The organism is Pseudomonas sp. JL27(2026) (assembly GCF_056933555.1).
This window is the reverse complement of sequence record NZ_CM167794.1, coordinates 4,248,253-4,264,437: the sequence shown is the minus strand read 5'-3', so window position 1 is coordinate 4,264,437 and position 16,185 is coordinate 4,248,253. Positions and strand designations below refer to the sequence as shown.

Genomic DNA, 16,185 nt, shown 5'->3' with positions numbered 1-16,185 from the left:
GCGCAGCTCGACAAAACAAATTCCTCCAGTGCAGGAGGGTTCGCAATTCAAGTGTCGTGGGCAACACCCGGATGTTGCCACGCGGGACTCTTGAGGAACTTTGCAATGACGACTCGTCAGCCACTGTACAAATCCCTGTATTTCCAGGTGATCGTAGCCATCGCCATCGGCATTCTGCTCGGTCACTTCTACCCGCAGACCGGCGTGGCGCTCAAGCCGCTGGGCGACGGGTTCATCAAACTGATCAAAATGGTCATCGCCCCGATCATTTTCTGCACCGTCGTCAGCGGTATCGCGGGCATGCAGAACATGAAGTCGGTGGGCAAGACCGGTGGCTACGCGCTGCTGTACTTCGAAATCGTGTCCACCATTGCCCTGCTGATCGGCCTGGTCGTGGTCAACGTCGTGCAACCGGGTGCCGGCATGCACATCGACGTCGCCACACTGGACGCCTCGAAAGTTGCCGCCTACGTGACCGCAGGCGCTGACCAGAGCATCGTCGGCTTTATCCTCAACGTCATCCCGTCGACCATCGTCGGTGCGTTCGCCACGGGCGACATCCTGCAAGTGCTGATGTTCTCGGTGATCTTCGGTTTCGCCCTGCATCGCCTGGGTGCCTACGGCAAACCGGTGCTGGACTTCATCGATCGCTTTGCCCACGTGATGTTCAACATCATCAACATGATCATGAAGCTCGCGCCGATCGGTGCGCTGGGTGCCATGGCCTTCACCATCGGCGCCTACGGTGTCGGTTCGCTGGTGCAACTGGGCCAGTTGATGATCTGCTTCTACATCACCTGCGTACTGTTCGTGGTGGTGGTGCTGGGCGCTATCTGCCGCGCTCACGGTTTCAGCGTGCTGAAACTGATTCGCTACATCCGTGAAGAGCTGCTGATCGTACTGGGTACTTCCTCGTCGGAATCCGCCCTGCCGCGCATGCTGATCAAAATGGAACGCCTGGGCGCGAAGAAATCGGTAGTGGGCCTGGTGATCCCGACCGGTTATTCGTTCAACCTCGACGGTACTTCGATCTACCTGACCATGGCCGCTGTGTTCATCGCCCAGGCGACTGACACCCACATGGACATCACCCACCAGATCACCTTGCTGCTGGTGCTGTTGCTGTCCTCCAAAGGTGCTGCGGGCGTGACCGGCAGCGGTTTCATCGTGTTGGCCGCCACCCTGTCCGCCGTTGGCCACCTGCCGGTTGCCGGCCTGGCGCTGATCCTGGGTATCGACCGCTTCATGTCCGAAGCCCGTGCCTTGACCAACCTGGTCGGTAACGCCGTGGCGACACTGGTCGTGGCCAAGTGGGTCAAGGAGCTGGACGAAGACAAGCTTAAGGTCGAACTGGCTTCCGGTGGTCGTGGTATCTCCGACACCCGTGAAGAAGACGATCTGGGCGTGGCTGAAGGCCCAACCCCGACGTCGGTGAAGTAATTCACCGAGTCATGAAAAACCCGCTTCGGCGGGTTTTTTGTTTCTACAGGTCTGGCTCCGCTTGCCTTTCTGAGCGCAACGGTCAGTCCCGCTGACGGTTACGGTGATTGCTCAGCGCTGTCGGGCTGCCTAGGCTTGAGATGTCGCTTACGGAGAACGCTCATGCCCGGTCCACTGGCATCACTCAAGGTTCTGGATTTCTCGACGCTGCTCCCGGGGCCATTCGCTTCGTTGTTGCTGGCGGACATGGGCGCCGAGGTGTTGCGCATCGAATCGCCGACGCGCCTGGACCTGCTGCGGGTGTTGCCGCCCCATGATCAGGGCGTGTCCGCCAGCCATGCCTACCTCAATCGCAACAAGCGCAGCCTGGCGCTGGACCTCAAGCAGCCGGCGGCGCTGGAGGTGGTCAAGCAGTTGCTGCGCGACCACGACATCCTGCTGGAGCAATTCCGGCCGGGAGTGATGGAGCGTCTGGGGCTGGGCTACGAGGCGTTGAAGGCGATCAACCCACGGTTGATTTACGTGTCCATCACCGGTTACGGCCAGACCGGCCCGTACAAGGACCGCGCCGGGCATGACATCAACTACCTCGCGCTGGCGGGCGTGGCCAGTTACACCGGGCGTCAGGACAGTGGGCCGTTGCCCTTGGGGATTCAGGCCGCGGACATCGCCGGCGGCTCGCTACACGGGGTGATCGGTTTGCTGGCAGCGGTGATCGCCCGCCAGCACAGCGGTGTGGGGCAGCACCTGGACGTGAGCATGACCGACTGCGCGTTCAGCCTGAATGCCATGGCCGGTGCGGGCTATCTGGCCTGCGGTGTTGAGCCTGGCCGCGAAGACCAGATGCTCAATGGTGGCAGCTTCTACGACTACTACCGCACGCGCGATGGTCGCTGGTTGTCGGTGGGCAGCCTGGAGCCGGATTTCATGCAGCAACTGTGCGCCGTACTGGGTAAGCCCGAGTTGGCCGCGCACGGGTTGTCGCCCAGGCCCGAGCAGCAAAAGGCCTTGAAACTGGCGTTGCAGATCGAATTCGAGAAGCACGATTTTGCCGAGCTGTGTGAACGGTTTGCCGGGGTTGATGCCTGTGTCGAGCCGGTGCTAAGCCTGGCGGAGGCTGTTGAACACCCGCAGCTCAGGGCTCGGGAAGTGACGACTGAGGTGCCCCGTGGTGATGGCTCGACCCAGGTGCAGATGGCCTGTGCGCTGAAGTTTTCGGAGGGGCTGCCCGAGCCAAGACATATCGGCGCGGCGCTGGGGGCGCATACCGATCAGGTGCTGGGCGAGTTGGGGTACAGCGAGCAGCGGATCGAGGCGTTACGCAGTGCCAAGGTCATTCTCTAGGCTCTGTACGAGAACTGCCTGATCGCCACTCGGCGACTTCTCGTACAGACCCTGGTGTCTGATCGGCCGCTATCGCGAGCAAGCCAGCTCCCGACGCAGATCCAATGTGGGAGCGGGCTTGCTCGCGAAGAGGCCGGCCCAGACACCGGAAATCTCACTACTCGACTCTCATTTCCCCACTGAACACCAGGGTGTTGCGGCAACGCCGGCACAAGTACCGTCGCCCCTGGCGTACGAGGTTATGGCGCTGGGCGGAAAACGGGAAATCGCTGTCGACGCACGGGCATTTGTAAATGTAGCGGGTGGCGCTGCGACGCTTGATTGCGTAGGTGTGACAGCGGTGGGGCGGCAGTTCATAGACGCCGCGCATGATTAACTGCCATTCCTCGCCGTGGGGCTGAATCCGGTCACCAAACAGCTGATGGGCGATCAGGTGTGCCACTTCGTGGGCGACGGTCTGCTTGAGGAAGTCTTCGCTGTTTTCCCGGTACAACTGCGGATTGAAGCGCAGCAGGTTTTCGTGCAAATGCGCCACGCCGGCTTTCTGGCCACGCAACTTGAGGCTGACCACCGGGCGTTTGAAAGAACGTTTGAAAAAGGATTCGGCTTGTTGGAAGCACTGTTCGACGCGGGTATTGAGTGGCTCGGGCATGCTTGACGGGTCTCCAGAGTCACCGAGTATGCCGCAAACACCGCGCATTCCGAATCGTTCAGGCGCCGAATGGTCGCGGGGCAATTAAAAGGCCGCCTCGCGGCGGCCTGTATTGGCAGATCCTGGTGTGGTGTGTTGGCGGCATCCTTTGCTCGCTCGACTGCCCGCGTTAGCAGCGTTTGGCTAGTTGGTGTAGACCGGGCCGACGCCCAGGCCCCAGACAATCACGGTGAACGCCATGATGGCGACCAACACCACCAGCCCCACGGCCAGCACCGAGCTTGAGAACAGAAAACCCTCGTCCGATGGAATGTTCATGAAGGTCGGCAACCCTACATAGAGCAGGTACACCGTGTAGCAGACAGCGGCCGTGCCGACGATCATTCCCAGCCACAAGTGTGGATAGAGTGCCGCCAGCCCGCCGATGAACAGCGGTGTCGCGGTGTAGGTGGCAAACGCGACGCAACGCGCCAGGCTCGGGCTCGCGTCATAGGTGCGCGCCATCCAGTGAATGAACGCGCCCATCACCGCGACGCCACCGAGCATCGCCAGGTAAGACATGATGGTCATCCACAGGGCGCTTTCCTGGGTCAGCATGACCGGCGCCCGGCTGCCGATGACCCAGCCGACCTGCGTGGTGCCGATGAACGCCGACACGGCGGGGATCGCCGCGAGAATCAGCGTGTGCGTGAGGTACATGTGGCTGATGCTTTCCTCTTGGTCGCCACGGATTTCTTTCCATTCTTGATCAGGGTGGGTGAAAAGCCCCACGACGTGATGGATCATAGTCAGTCACTCCTTCGTGATTGCTATCGCCCCCCAGCGGAGCGCTTACGGGCCTGCGGCCCTGTAAGAAAGGTCTGAAATGTATGCGACCTTATGTCGCAGTATAGGGAGGAGTTGTTGGTGCGGGAGCAGGGGCTTTAGAGCAAATTGCGCTGTAAAGCCGGGGGTTAATCGCTGCTGCTTCTGGTGTGCGGCAAATCCGGGGGGATCTTCGCCCGCGCCGTTTTTTTGCGTAAAATGCCGTCCTTTCGTCACTCCTCGCGGATTTGAGCACCATGGGCACGCTTTCGGTCAACCAGAACAAACTGCAGAAACGTCTTCGCCGGCAGGCCGGTGAGGCCGTCGCCGATTTCAACATGATCGAGGAGGGCGACAAGGTCATGGTCTGCCTGTCTGGTGGCAAGGACAGCTACACCCTGCTCGATGTGCTGATGCACTTGCAGAAAGTGGCGCCGATCAAGTTCGAGATCGTGGCCGTGAACATGGACCAGAAGCAGCCGGGCTTCCCCGAGGATGTGTTGCCGGCCTATCTGAAAACACTGGGCGTGGAATACCACATCGTCGAAAAAGACACCTATTCGGTGGTCAAGGAGTTGATTCCGGAGGGCAAAACTACCTGCTCGCTGTGTTCGCGCCTGCGCCGTGGCACGCTCTACACCTTCGCCGATGAAATCGGTGCGACGAAAATGGCCCTCGGTCACCACCGCGACGACATTGTCGAGACGTTCTTCCTCAACATGTTCTACAACGGCTCGCTGAAGGCCATGCCACCCAAGCTGCGTGCCGATGACGGGCGCAACGTGGTGATCCGGCCACTGGCTTACTGCAACGAGAAAGACATCCAGGCCTACTCGGACTTCAAGCAGTTCCCGATCATCCCGTGCAACCTCTGTGGCTCCCAGGAAAACCTGCAACGCCAGGTGGTCAAGGAAATGCTTCAGGAGTGGGAGCGCAAGACGCCGGGCCGCACCGAAAGCATCTTCCGTGGCTTGCAGAACGTGATTCCGTCCCAACTGGCGGACCGCAACCTGTTCGACTTCACCAACCTGCGCATCGACGAAACCGCCGCCTCGCGCTTCGTCAACGTGGTCAATCTCTGATTCATTCCGCCCCCCCTGGTGCCGTGGCGCCAAGGGGGGCTGCTGATTCAGTTCATGGCTGGCGCTGGGGGAAAACCAGAATCACGATCTCGCCTTTCTGGTAACGCTTGCCATCGACCGGCAGCAGCTCGACTTCCTGTTCCTCGACCACGTTCTTGACCCGCATCACCACACCCACCGGGCCGTGTTTACGGGCTTCGGTCATCCACTGCTGCACGTTGTCCATGCCCACCTGGCGCTGGCTGGCGTCAGCGTAGTCCAGGCCATATTTCAACTCGCCCGACGTGTTGTACAGCACGACGTCGGTTCGTCGCAGACGCCAGGTCAGGGCGGAGGCAGCGCTCAGGTCGTTGCTCAACAGTGCCGTGGTGGGCTGCAACTCTGCCAGGTGTTCGTTGACGAACTGGTCGGGCATCTGGCTGTAGACAATGCTGTTGGGCATGCCGGGCGGCAGCAGCGCGACCAGCAGCCAGATGCCCAGGGCCGGGGCGGCCCAGAATGTCAGTGGCCGGAAGGCTTGCAGCACGTTGGCGATGATCCAGCCCATCAGCACAATGAAGGTCAGCGACAGGCTGAGCATTTCTTCATGGCCGTAGACCGGCCGGGCTATTTGCAGGTAGATCAGCGCGATCAGGGCGCCGACTCCCACGACCAGATTGAGCACGCCGTTGATGCGCAGCACCCGGCCCTTGGCCTGGGTAATGTGCTCGATCAGGACATGGCCCATCAGCAGCGCCAGTGGCAGCAGGCACGGCATGATGTAGGTCGGCAGTTTGCCCCGGCTCAGGCTGAAAAACGCCAGCGGCAAGAGCATCCAGAGCAACAGGAAACCGATGGCGGGATTGAGTTTTTCCTTCCAGCCCTGGATCAGTGCCGACGGCAGCAGCGCAGCCCATGGCAGGCTCGACGCTACCAGCAGCGGCAGGTAGAACCACCACGGCCGGGTGTGCTGGGCATCTTCTGCGGCGAACCGGCGAATGTGTTCGTGCCAGAAGAAAAACCGCCAGAAGTCCGGCTCCTGTGCGTGGACCTTCAGCACCCAGGGCAAGCAGACGAGGGCCGCCACCAGAACGGCCAGCGGGCCGTAGCGCAGCAATTCACCCAGGCGTCGCTGCCAGAGCATGTAGGGGAGGGCGATCAATACGGGTAGCAACCAGGCCAGAAAGCCCTTGGTCATGAAGCCGATACCACAGGCAAAGCCCAGCATCGCCCAGGCTCCGACTCGGGCACGGGTGGTGGTGCTGGAAAGCGCAAACCACAGGGCAACCAGGCTCAGGTTGACCCAAAGAGTGAACTGCGGGTCGAGGTTGGCGTACCCGGCTTGTCCGGCGATCAGGCCAAAGCTCATGTAGAGCCACGCGGCGGCAAAACGCTTGCGCGGATCGGTCCACAGACGCCCGGCGATCAGGTAGGTCAGCAGCACACTCAGCCCGGTCGTCAGGGCTGAGGCGATACGCACACCGAACAGGTTTTCACCGAAAACCGCCTGGCCCACGGCAATCAGCCAATAGCCGGCAGAGGGTTTTTCGAAGTAACGGATGCCCATGAAATGCGGCGACACCCAATCACCGCTCAGGAGCATTTCCTGGCTGATTTGCGCATAACGGGTTTCGTCGGGGATCCACAGGCCGTGAGTGCCCAGCGGCAGGAGATAGAACAGGCCAAAGGCCAACAGCAGCAGCGGCAATGCCCAGCGTCTGATCATCGTTGCTGTCCCTGCGGCTGACCCTCGTGATCGTTCAGTGCAGGGCCTGGCAAGGGCGCCATGGGCGAGGGGAGCAGTGTCTGGTGCATGACATTCCTTGGAGTCAGGGGCTGATCATAGAAGTGGTTGTACGCTCGGGCACTCAAACAAAGGCTTGTTTCAGGCACGGGCAAAACAGGTTGGACAACCAGAGAGATTCAAGCGCTTAAACTAAAAAAGTCCAGTTTGGGTGCTCAGATAAGTGTGAATCTCATTGTCTGTTTAAATGAGTGGGGTTAAGAGCTAGTCCAGATTCAATTAAAGTCAAACGGCAATGTCGCAGAGTGAGGTGCTCGATGCGAAAGAGGCCTTTAATTGCTGGGCTTTAAAATCGTAACAACTAATTTAAAGTCTTCTTCAGGGCCTGCGGCCAATCTTCGGCATTCAGTAAGCCGAGTATTTTCAACTGGCCGTTACTCCCTACCGTCACGAAGAGTGAACTGGTGTATTCGCTGAATTGCGCATGCTCGAACCCCAATGCACTTTCGACGTCGCTGATGCAGCCGCTGTGGGTAATCAGCACAAGGTTGCGTTGTTGGGCCTTGTGCTTCAGGGCGGCGTCACCCAGCGTTTTGTCACATTTGGCCGCCCAGTCCTGCACGCTGCCTGCATGGGCAAACATCGCGGTGGAGGTTTGTTGCGTGCGGGTGGTCGGGCTGCTGACGACATCGGCGTTTTCCATGCCGATGCTCTGGAACGCCTTGCCCAGTTGAGTGGCCACGTCATTGCCGTGGCGGGTGATGCCATCCGCCGGTCCCAGGCATGGATTGCTGGAGCGGTCGCAACGTTCGGCATGCCTGACCAGCACGATGAGGTCGCCGGCTTTCCAGTGCTGGTAAACGCCCGCGAGGTGGCCGCTTTCCCCCAGGTTCAACGGGCTTCTGGGCCACACGGCAAAGCCTGTGACCAGCGCCGCGATCAGTACAGCAGCGCTTCCCAGCAGGATTTTCTTGAGTCGGCGGGTTTTACCGCTTTTTGGCGATGCACCCGGCAGGACAGCGTTGGCCACATTGATTACCTGTGTGCGTTTTTCAAGCGAATCGCTCAATACAGGTTGCGGTGTTGCAACGTTGAGCAGGAACGCAAATCTAGGGCAATCGTGGTGGGGGATTGGTGAAACCAATGTGAAAAATTCGAGTGAGCATGAACGGTCCTTGTCAGCCAGATAACAGTGAGGGAGTAGTCGTCCCTGCGCTTGGCGCCCTTTGCGGTACAGCGCAAGAGTGACTTGTTCTTGGAGGCTGGAAACTAACGATAGTCGATAATCAGGAAGTATCGAGAGGGAGGCTGGGGCGTTGCGGAAATTGTGTATCGGGGTGTTTGCGTATGGCCGGCAGACTGACGCTGTAAACAGCCAGGAAGTGTGAAGCCTGCCGCGGCAAGTTCATCCCGCAGCAGGGTTTTGCTAGCGGTTTAATGGTTGACGGTAAACGCCAGCATGGCCGACAACTGGCACAAAGGCCGGCCACTTTCCTGGTGCCACTGATTGAAGACGGCTTGCACGATTGCCCGGTCCCGCTGGCTGCCGGGAACCTTGTCGATGATCTTCTGCGCACTCAGTGCCGCCACCACATCCTGGGTCGGAATGAACGTGTCTTTGCCGACCATTCGCAAAAAGCGCGGGGCTGAGAGGCCGCCAAGCTGGCTGCCGTGTTTGGCCAGGTATTGCCAGAGGCCAACGATATCGGTCACCGGCCAGTTCGCGATGAAGTTGCCGAAACTGCCGTGCTCATGGGCAATGTCGAGGACCAATTGCGCGTTGCGCGGCACGCTTTTGAGTTTGCCCAGATGGCGGATAATGCGTGTGTCCTGCATCAGCCGTTCCAGGTGTTCGGCGCCCATCAGTACGACCTTCTGCGGGTCGAAGCCAAAAAAGACCTGCTCGAATGCCGGCCATTTTGCGTCCACCAGGCTGTGTTTCAGCCCGGCGCGAAACACCCGCAAGGCCAGCATCGACAGATAGCGGTCGGCGCCGAGTGCGCGCAGCTGCTGCTCGGACGCGGGGACAGGCAAGTGTGCCTCCAGGGCTGCGGCTGAACCGAAGCGGTTAAGACAGTATTCGTTCAGCCATTTGTAATCGTGCATGCCCGCTCCGGGTTCGGTGACGACAGTCATTTGAGTTTTGCCACATTGAGGGGGCGGCCCTCAGCGGCAGGGCGTTCGCTCAGGCGACGCTCGCCTCGCCTTCTCCGGCGAGTTTGCGATTGAGCTGAAAGCGCCAGCGAACATACAGCAGGGCCGAGCAGAACACGGCCAGGCTCGCGAGCATTTCCAGCAGCCCGAACAGTTGGCGGTTCGGGTCGAACGCGGCGATGGCGCCCTTGATGAAATACAGGTTCACCACGAAACACATCCACGAATGCCCGCGCGCACTGCCGCTGAGCATGCCGGGTGCCAACAGCAGCAAGGGCACCAGCTCGATCAGCAGGATTACCCAGGGGCGGGCGCCGTGCAGGTCGGCGATTACCAGGTAGTAGGCGCACAGCAGGCCGATCAGGCCGAAAAAACACAGCAGGCTGAGCCCCCGGCTGATGCGCACACGGGGTTCCAGCCACTCGAGGGAAGGCAAAATCTTCGGCTTCTTAGCCACGGTTGCTCTCCAGTTGCAGGGCAGTTTTCGCCAGGCGCAGGCCCAAGGCACGGCACAGCGCGATTTCGTGTTCATTCAGGCCGCTTTTGCCATCGGCACCGGCATGGTGGCTGGCGCCGTAAGGCGTGCCGCCGCCTCGGGTTTCCAGCAGGGCCGATTCGCTGTAAGGCAGACCGGTGATCAACATGCCGTGGTGCAACAACGGCAGCATCATCGACAGCAGGGTGGTTTCCTGGCCACCGTGCAGGCTCGCCGTGGAGGTGAACACGCCTGCCGGTTTGCCGACCAGGGCACCGGTCAGCCACAGGTTGCTGGTGCCATCGAGGAAGTACTTGAGCGGCGCAGCCATGTTGCCGAAGCGGGTCGGGCTGCCAAGGGCCAGGCCCGAGCAGTTTTTCAGGTCGTCGAGGCTTGCGTACAACGCGCCTTCCTCGGGAATGCTCGGCGCGACGGCTTCACAGTCGGCGGAAATCGCCGGCACGGTGCGCAGGCGTGCTTCCATCCCGCCCTGTTCGATACCGCGAGCAATTTGCCGGGCCATTTCATTGGTCGAGCCGCTGCGGCTGTAATACAGCACCAGGATGTACGGCGTGGTCACGGCAGAATCTCCAGCACGTTCTCCGGCGGACGGCCGATCACGGCTTTGTCGCCCACTTCAAGAATCGGCCGCTCCATGAGTTTGGGGTGCGCGGCGATGGCGGCGATCAATTGCGCCTCGCCGAGGGTGCTGTCGGCCAGGTTCAGCGTCTTGTATTCATCCTCGCCTGTGCGCAGCAGTTGGCGTGCGCCGATCCCCAGCTTGCCCAGCAGGCTTTGCAACTGCGCGGGATTCAGCGGGGTTTCCAGGTAGCGGACCACGGTGGGCGTCAGGCCACGGGCTTCCAGCAGTTCCAGCGCACCGCGCGATTTCGAGCAGCGCGGGTTGTGATAAAGCGTCAGATCGGTCATGTGCGGGTCGCATCTTGCGTAAGGTGGCGGCTATTCTACCTGCGCCGCGAGCAGTCCTGAACCTTGGGAGGCGATGGGTCGCAGCAAAATCACTTTTTTAACAGGGATCAGCTCATGACAAGGCGATTGGCAGCAGCATTGGTACTCCTCTTTCCCCTGCTGCTCAGCGGCTGCGGTGTCGATTTCGGCGTAGATCAGCGAGGGCAGAAAGTCGCGTCCGAGCGCCTGGACAATCAATGGCTGGTGCTCAACTACTGGGCGGAATGGTGTGGTCCGTGCCGTACCGAAATTCCTGAATTGAACGCCCTGGCCGAGCAGCTCAAGGCCCAGAAGATTGGTGTGTTTGGGGTCAATTTCGACAATGTTCAGGGCGAAGACCTGAAGGCTGCCAGTGAAAAGCTCGGGATAACCTTCACGGTGCTGGCCCAGGACCCGGCCGACCATTTTGAATTGCCGCGCAGCGAAGCCTTGCCGGTGACGTACATCATCGACAATAAGGGCAAGGTGCGTGAACAGTTGCTGGGGGAGCAGACGGCGGCAGGGGTGATGGCGAAGCTGCAAGCGTTGCAGGCAAAGAACTGATTTGTATCGAAGGGCTTAAGTGGAGTGGGCTGTTGTGGCAAGGGAGCAAGCTCCCTCGCCACAGGTGTCACTTGGCTGTGCGGGGTGATCAACCCTCTTCCAGCCACCAGCGCAGCGGCTTGCCTTCGGCTGGCCAGAAGCGCAGTTGCTCGATCGGTGAAATGTCCCAGCGCTGCACGGTTTCCAGGGCTTGCAGGAAGCGTGTTTCCTGCTCCATCAGGGCCGGGGCGCACATTTTTCGGGTGCGGCCGACCTTGCCGAAGCTCAGTTGCTGACCTTCAAGGGTGTACGGCGCGAACCAATGGTTGCAGCCGCCCGTGCCATACGCGCGCCCGTCCTCACCGAGGGTGATGGTCAGGTGGCTGTTGTCGATCAGCGGACGTTCGCCGATCCACTCCAGCACATAGCTGCGCTCTTGCTCCAGCTTTACCGGGTCACCCGCACAGCCCGACAGGCCCGCGCCGATCATGACGGCCAACGCGAGGCGTTTCATTACGCAGGCTCCTGACATTTGGGGCACAGGTGTTTCTCGCCCTGGCTGGTCCAGCCCAACTCGGCGATACGTGCACTCGCCGCAGGCTTTTGTGCCTTGACGCCCAGTTTGGCGTCGACCGCGAACTCAAAGTTCAGCTCGGCGGCGCAGCTGTCGCAATTGACCTTCCACTGGTGAATCGCCAGTTCGGCAAACACCGGCCCGCTCGCCATGGCCACCCATTGGCCCATGGGCTTGAGCAGGTGGCGAACGTTTTCAACGGTCAGGCGCATGGACAAGTCCTTGCTGCCCTTGAGCGTGACCAGCAGCACGTCGCTGGCACGGATCGAGCCCCCGTTGCCGGTGACTTGAAAACGGCCCGGCGCCAGAGAGCGGCACTCGATCAGGGTGTGCTGCGGGTTCATCAGGGTGTAGCGGAAATCGTGTTCGACCATGGGTCCTCCAAATATGGCCGGTATGCTAGCACGCGAAAGAATTCGGGATGGCGCGCGGTTGCGACCTTCGATCAGGTTCAGGCGCCCATGCGCGTCTGCAAACGGGCCTGGGCCCGCTGTCGAGGTGGGCCGCGAGGTCTGTGGGATCAGTCGACCCGGTTCTGCGGATTGCCCGCCGCCCAGGCTGCAATGTTCTGCAAGGTCGTTGTCGCAATCGCCGCCAGCGCTTCGCGCGTCAGAAATGCCTGGTGAGCGGTGATGATCACATTGGGGAACGTCAGCAGGCGCGCCAGCACATCGTCCTGCAAGGGCAAGTCGGAACGGTCCTCGAAAAACAGCTGGGCTTCCTCTTCATACACATCCAGCCCCAAATAGCCCAACTGACCGTTTTTCAGTGCGTCGATCAACGCAGGCGTGTCCACCAGGCCGCCGCGACCGGTGTTGATCAGCATCGCGCCCGGTTGCAGATGGGCCAGCGACTCGGGGTTGATCAGGTGCTTGCTGTCTGGCGTGAGCGGGCAATGCAGGCTGATGATTTGCGATTCGGCCAGTAGCTGCGGCAGGGGCAGATAACGTGCGCCGAGGGCTTCGACCTGCGGGTTGGGGTAAGGGTCATAGGCCAGCAACCGGCAGCCGAAACCATTCATGATTTTGGCAAACGTGGCACCGATCTGGCCGGTGCCGACCACGCCGACAGTCTTGCCCACCAGATCGAAACCGGTCAGCCCGTGCAGGCTGAAATCGCCTTCGCGGGTGCGGTTGTAGGCGCGATGCAGGCGGCGGTTCAACGCCAGAATCAGCGCCACCGCGTGTTCGGCCACGGCGTGGGGCGAGTAGGCCGGAACCCGCACGATGGAAAGCCCCAGGCGTTTGGCGGCGGCCAGGTCGACATGGTTGTAACCGGCCGAACGCAGGGCAATCAGCCGCGTGCCGCCCGCCGCCAACTGTTCGAGTACCGGGGCGCTGAGGTCGTCATTGATGAAGGCACAGACCACTTCGTGGTGCTCGGCCAGTGCCACGGTGTCCAGGCTCAGTCGCGCGGCTTGAAACTGTAGCTGCACACCGGGCGGCAGTGCGGCCTCAAGGAAGCTTTCGCGGTCGTAGGTCTGGCTGCTGAAGAGAATCGTGCGCATGACAGGCTCCCTGTTTGTGAGCGCCAAGCTTAACCCTGACAGGCCTGGGCGCTATTGCTGTGGATCAGGCGCTGATGCGCGCTTCGCTGGCCAGGCGGTTGATTGCCCGTTCAAGTTCGTCGAGGGCGCTGATGGCTTTGGGGTCCTGTTGCTTGAGCAGGGTTTCGCTGCGTTGGCACGCCGCGCGCAGTTGCGGTACGCCGCAATAACGGGTGGCGCCATGCAGGCGATGGACGCGTTCGATCAACGCATTGTGGTCATTGGCCTCGCGGGCCACTCGAATGGCTTCGCGGTCGGCTTCCAGCGAGGCGAGCAGCATGGCCAGCATATCGGCCGCCAGGTCTGCCTTGCCGGCTGCCAGGCGCAGGCCTTCGTCGGGGTCGAGTACCAGCAGGTCAATGCCGGTGCCCGACGCATCGCTGCCGCGTTCCGGCCCTTGATTGCGCAGGGCCAGGCCGGTCCATTTCAAGACCACCTGCGCCAGTTGCCGTTCGCTGATGGGCTTGGTCAGGTAGTCGTCCATGCCGCTTTGCAGCAACGCGCGTTTTTCGTTGGCCATGGCGTGAGCGGTGAGGGCCACCACCGGCAACGGCGTGCAATGACGCTCGCTTTCCCACTGGCGGATCGCTTCGGTGCTCTGGCGACCGTCCATGCCGGGCATTTGCACGTCCATCAGCACCAGGTCGAAGGTTTCGTTTTGCACGGCCTTGACCGCTGCATAACCGCTTTCGACCGCCAGCACCTTGGCGCCCATGTCTTCGAGCAGGGTTTGCACCAGCAGCAGGTTGGCCGGGTTGTCGTCCACGCAAAGCACTTTGGGCGGGCGACTGGCCACCGGCTCGCCGGGTTCGCTGCGCAACTGGCGCGGGTTGACCATGTCCGACAGCGCCCGGCGCAGTTTGCGCGTACAGGCAGGCTTGGCCTGCAACTGGCTGTGAGGGTTGGGCACCGAGAGGTGGAACAGCGTCTGCTCGGTGGTCGGGCACAACACCAGGACCTTGCAGCCCAGGTGTTCGATGTCCCAGATATGTTGATTGAGGCGCTCGGGCGGCATGTCATTGCTGGTGATGCCGAGCACCGCGAGGTCGATGGCCTGGTCGGTCTGATGGGCGCCGGTGATGCCGTTGGTCAGGCTTTCCAGGGTGTTGAACGGTGTGACCAGCAGGCCGCAGTCTTCCAGTTGATGCTGCAAAGCCTGGCGCGCCAGCTCGTGGTTTTCCAGTACGGCAACGCGGCGCCCGAGCAGCGGCGGGGCGGGCAGGTCTTCGGCGTCGTCGCGGGTTTTGGGTAGGCTCAGGCTGATCCAGAACACCGAACCTTCGCCCGGCGTACTGTCGACCCCGATCTCGCCCCCCATCTGTTCTATCAGGCGTTTGGAGATGACCAGCCCCAGGCCGGTGCCGCCCGGTTGGCGGGACAGCGAATTGTCGGCCTGGCTGAAGGCCTGGAACAGGGCGCGCACGTCCTGGTTGGACAAGCCGATGCCGGTGTCCTGAATACTGATGCGCAGTTGCACGCTGTCTTCATGCTCTTCTTCCAGCATGGCGCGGGCGACGATGGTGCCTTCGCGGGTGAACTTGATCGCGTTGCTGACCAGGTTGGTGAGGATCTGTTTGAGGCGCAGCGGGTCGCCGACCAGCGACAACGGCGTGTCGCGGTAAACCAGGCTGACCAGCTCAAGCTCTTTGGCGTGCGCGGCCGGGGCGAGGATGGTCAGGGTGTCTTGCAGCAGGTCGCGCAGGTTGAACGGAATGTTGTCGAGCACCAGTTTGCCGGCTTCGATTTTCGAGAAGTCGAGAATCTCGTTGATGATGCCCAACAGGCTGTCGGCGGACTTTTCGATAGTGCCCAGGTAATCAAGCTGGCGTGGGGTCAGCTCGCTTTTTTGCAGCAAATGCGTGAAACCGAGAATGCCGTTGAGCGGTGTGCGGATTTCATGGCTCATGTTGGCGAGGAACTCGGACTTGATGCGGCTCGCCTCCAGGGCTTCCTTGCGCGCCAGGTCCAGTTCGATGTTCTGGATTTCGATGGTTTCCAGGTTCTGGCGAACGTCTTCCGTGGCCTGGTCGATGCTGTGCTGCAATTCTTCCTGGGCGTTTTGCAGGGTGCTGGCCATGCGGTTGATGCCCGAAGCCACCTCGTCGAGTTCCTGGCTGCCCAGCGGTGGCAGTCGGGTTTCGAGGTGGCCATCCTTGAGTTGCGCCACCGCCAGTTTGATTTTGCTCACCGGGTCATTGATGGTGCGGCCCATGCGCAGGGCCAGCAACGCCGTGGCAATCAAACCGGCGGCGATCAACATCACACTGGCAAACAGGGTGCGATAACCGCGCAGCAGCATGCCATTGTGGGTCAGTTCAAGCTCGACCCAACCCAGCAGCCGGTCGGCTTCATCAGGGATCAGGTCACCGGCCAGGTTGCGATGCTTGCCAAATACCGGCAGCAAGTAGCGGGTCGCGTCGAAACCGGTGTGTTGCAGCATGTGCGAGCTGTTGCCGATCGGCGTCGGGTTGAGCATGCTCGGGCCGGCATGGGCCAGCAGCGAGCGGTCCGGCGCCAGGAACGACACGGCGCGAACATCCGGTTGCTCCAGGGACTGGGTGGCGATGCGCTCGAGCACGTCGCTGTCCTGGTGGCCCATGGCGGGTGCCACCAGGGGCGCCAGGTGTTCGGCGATCATTTCGCCGCGTTGCAGGAGTTGGGTTTGCAGGTCGGACTGCTGCATCCAGGTGAAATAGCCGCCCAGCACCATCGCCATCAGGCTGGTGGGCAACAGGGTCAGCAACAGTACGCGGCCTTTGATTCCCAGTTTCTTTAGCACGCAAATCTCCTGCTTCCACGCAATTTTTTAATGTTCGACGCCTGCATCCGGCACGCGCCACCTGCGCAGTGTATCGATTTGCTTGCAGGCAATCTTCGTAAAATTTAGCGCTGTGTCGTAC

General features: G+C 61.1%; 16 protein-coding genes. 4 read left to right on the top strand and 12 right to left on the bottom strand.

What is annotated here, in order from left to right; translation table 11 throughout:
* Window positions 1–105 precede the first annotated feature (105 nt).
* On the top strand, window positions 106–1,440 hold the full coding sequence (locus tag AC1Z1G_RS19435; RefSeq protein ID WP_483621883.1) for a dicarboxylate/amino acid:cation symporter: 1,335 nt from the start codon (window positions 106–108) through the stop codon (window positions 1,438–1,440).
* Between the two features lie 162 nt (window positions 1,441–1,602).
* Complete coding sequence (locus tag AC1Z1G_RS19430) at window positions 1,603–2,784, top strand: CaiB/BaiF CoA transferase family protein (protein ID WP_483621881.1); 1,182 nt, start codon at window positions 1,603–1,605, stop codon at window positions 2,782–2,784.
* 157 nt (window positions 2,785–2,941) lie between these two features.
* Here the strand turns inward: AC1Z1G_RS19430 and AC1Z1G_RS19425 are convergent, their stop codons facing one another.
* Complete coding sequence (locus AC1Z1G_RS19425) at window positions 2,942–3,436, bottom strand: SprT family zinc-dependent metalloprotease (RefSeq protein WP_483621880.1); 495 nt, start codon at window positions 3,434–3,436, stop codon at window positions 2,942–2,944.
* 183 nt (window positions 3,437–3,619) lie between these two features.
* Entirely contained in the window at window positions 3,620–4,222 is a 603-nt protein-coding gene (locus tag AC1Z1G_RS19420; protein WP_483621878.1) for a Yip1 family protein, read from the bottom strand.
* Window positions 4,223–4,497: 275 nt separating this feature from the next.
* On the opposite strand from AC1Z1G_RS19420, the gene ttcA reads away from it, so the two are divergent.
* Window positions 4,498–5,322, top strand: a complete 825-nt coding sequence (gene ttcA, locus AC1Z1G_RS19415) for a tRNA 2-thiocytidine(32) synthetase TtcA (RefSeq protein ID WP_483621876.1) — start codon at window positions 4,498–4,500, stop codon at window positions 5,320–5,322.
* A 52-nt stretch (window positions 5,323–5,374) separates the two neighbouring features.
* Here ttcA and arnT read toward each other — a convergent pair whose 3' ends face one another.
* From arnT to arsC, 6 genes are all read right to left on the bottom strand, one after another.
* On the bottom strand, window positions 5,375–7,027 hold the full coding sequence (gene arnT / locus AC1Z1G_RS19410) for a lipid IV(A) 4-amino-4-deoxy-L-arabinosyltransferase (protein ID WP_483621874.1): 1,653 nt from the start codon (window positions 7,025–7,027) through the stop codon (window positions 5,375–5,377).
* 379 nt (window positions 7,028–7,406) lie between these two features.
* On the bottom strand, window positions 7,407–8,075 hold the full coding sequence (gene pmrG, locus AC1Z1G_RS19405; protein WP_483621872.1) for a lipopolysaccharide core heptose(II)-phosphate phosphatase PmrG: 669 nt from the start codon (window positions 8,073–8,075) through the stop codon (window positions 7,407–7,409).
* Between the two features lie 404 nt (window positions 8,076–8,479).
* Entirely contained in the window at window positions 8,480–9,151 is a 672-nt protein-coding gene (locus AC1Z1G_RS19400; RefSeq protein WP_483621870.1) for a DNA-3-methyladenine glycosylase I, read from the bottom strand.
* Between the two features lie 79 nt (window positions 9,152–9,230).
* Window positions 9,231–9,656: a DUF2069 domain-containing protein gene (locus tag AC1Z1G_RS19395; RefSeq protein ID WP_483621868.1), complete on the bottom strand. Its 426-nt coding sequence runs from the start codon at window positions 9,654–9,656 to the stop codon at window positions 9,231–9,233.
* On the bottom strand, window positions 9,649–10,254 hold the full coding sequence (gene wrbA / locus AC1Z1G_RS19390; RefSeq protein ID WP_483621866.1) for an NAD(P)H:quinone oxidoreductase: 606 nt from the start codon (window positions 10,252–10,254) through the stop codon (window positions 9,649–9,651). Before wrbA ends, AC1Z1G_RS19395 begins: the two co-directional genes overlap by 8 nt.
* Window positions 10,251–10,604 (bottom strand): arsenate reductase (glutaredoxin), encoded by a 354-nt coding sequence (arsC, locus tag AC1Z1G_RS19385; protein WP_483621864.1) that lies wholly within the window; start codon window positions 10,602–10,604, stop codon window positions 10,251–10,253. The genes wrbA and arsC overlap by 4 nt, the downstream gene beginning before the upstream one ends.
* A gap of 114 nt (window positions 10,605–10,718) precedes the next feature.
* Between arsC and AC1Z1G_RS19380 the strand changes: the two genes are divergently transcribed.
* Window positions 10,719–11,186, top strand: a complete 468-nt coding sequence (locus tag AC1Z1G_RS19380; RefSeq protein WP_483621862.1) for a TlpA disulfide reductase family protein — start codon at window positions 10,719–10,721, stop codon at window positions 11,184–11,186.
* Window positions 11,187–11,274: 88 nt separating this feature from the next.
* On the opposite strand, the gene AC1Z1G_RS19375 is transcribed toward AC1Z1G_RS19380, so the two are convergent.
* From AC1Z1G_RS19375 to AC1Z1G_RS19360, 4 genes are all read right to left on the bottom strand, one after another.
* Entirely contained in the window at window positions 11,275–11,679 is a 405-nt protein-coding gene (locus AC1Z1G_RS19375) for an META domain-containing protein (RefSeq protein ID WP_483621860.1), read from the bottom strand.
* On the bottom strand, window positions 11,679–12,113 hold the full coding sequence (locus AC1Z1G_RS19370; RefSeq protein WP_483621858.1) for a hypothetical protein: 435 nt from the start codon (window positions 12,111–12,113) through the stop codon (window positions 11,679–11,681). The genes AC1Z1G_RS19375 and AC1Z1G_RS19370 overlap by 1 nt, the downstream gene beginning before the upstream one ends.
* Window positions 12,114–12,259: 146 nt before the next feature.
* On the bottom strand, window positions 12,260–13,246 hold the full coding sequence (locus AC1Z1G_RS19365) for a 2-hydroxyacid dehydrogenase (RefSeq protein WP_483621857.1): 987 nt from the start codon (window positions 13,244–13,246) through the stop codon (window positions 12,260–12,262).
* Between the two features lie 64 nt (window positions 13,247–13,310).
* Complete coding sequence (locus tag AC1Z1G_RS19360) at window positions 13,311–16,064, bottom strand: response regulator (RefSeq protein WP_483621855.1); 2,754 nt, start codon at window positions 16,062–16,064, stop codon at window positions 13,311–13,313.
* Window positions 16,065–16,185 lie beyond the last annotated feature (121 nt).

Excerpts from the sequence above, each read along its gene's own strand:
- AC1Z1G_RS19435 (WP_483621883.1), top strand. The coding sequence starts at position 106 with ATGACGACTCGTCAGCCACTGTACAAATCCCTGTATTTCCAGGTGATC.
- AC1Z1G_RS19430 (WP_483621881.1), top strand. The coding sequence starts at position 1,603 with ATGCCCGGTCCACTGGCATCACTCAAGGTTCTGGATTTCTCGACGCTG.
- AC1Z1G_RS19425 (WP_483621880.1), bottom strand. The coding sequence starts at position 3,436 with ATGCCCGAGCCACTCAATACCCGCGTCGAACAGTGCTTCCAACAAGCC.
- AC1Z1G_RS19420 (WP_483621878.1), bottom strand. The coding sequence starts at position 4,222 with ATGATCCATCACGTCGTGGGGCTTTTCACCCACCCTGATCAAGAATGG.
- ttcA (WP_483621876.1), top strand. The coding sequence starts at position 4,498 with ATGGGCACGCTTTCGGTCAACCAGAACAAACTGCAGAAACGTCTTCGC.
- arnT (WP_483621874.1), bottom strand. The coding sequence starts at position 7,027 with ATGATCAGACGCTGGGCATTGCCGCTGCTGCTGTTGGCCTTTGGCCTG.
- AC1Z1G_RS19400 (WP_483621870.1), bottom strand. The coding sequence starts at position 9,151 with ATGCACGATTACAAATGGCTGAACGAATACTGTCTTAACCGCTTCGGT.
- arsC (WP_483621864.1), bottom strand. The coding sequence starts at position 10,604 with ATGACCGATCTGACGCTTTATCACAACCCGCGCTGCTCGAAATCGCGC.
- AC1Z1G_RS19380 (WP_483621862.1), top strand. The coding sequence starts at position 10,719 with ATGACAAGGCGATTGGCAGCAGCATTGGTACTCCTCTTTCCCCTGCTG.
- AC1Z1G_RS19375 (WP_483621860.1), bottom strand. The coding sequence starts at position 11,679 with ATGAAACGCCTCGCGTTGGCCGTCATGATCGGCGCGGGCCTGTCGGGC.
- AC1Z1G_RS19370 (WP_483621858.1), bottom strand. The coding sequence starts at position 12,113 with ATGGTCGAACACGATTTCCGCTACACCCTGATGAACCCGCAGCACACC.
- AC1Z1G_RS19365 (WP_483621857.1), bottom strand. The coding sequence starts at position 13,246 with ATGCGCACGATTCTCTTCAGCAGCCAGACCTACGACCGCGAAAGCTTC.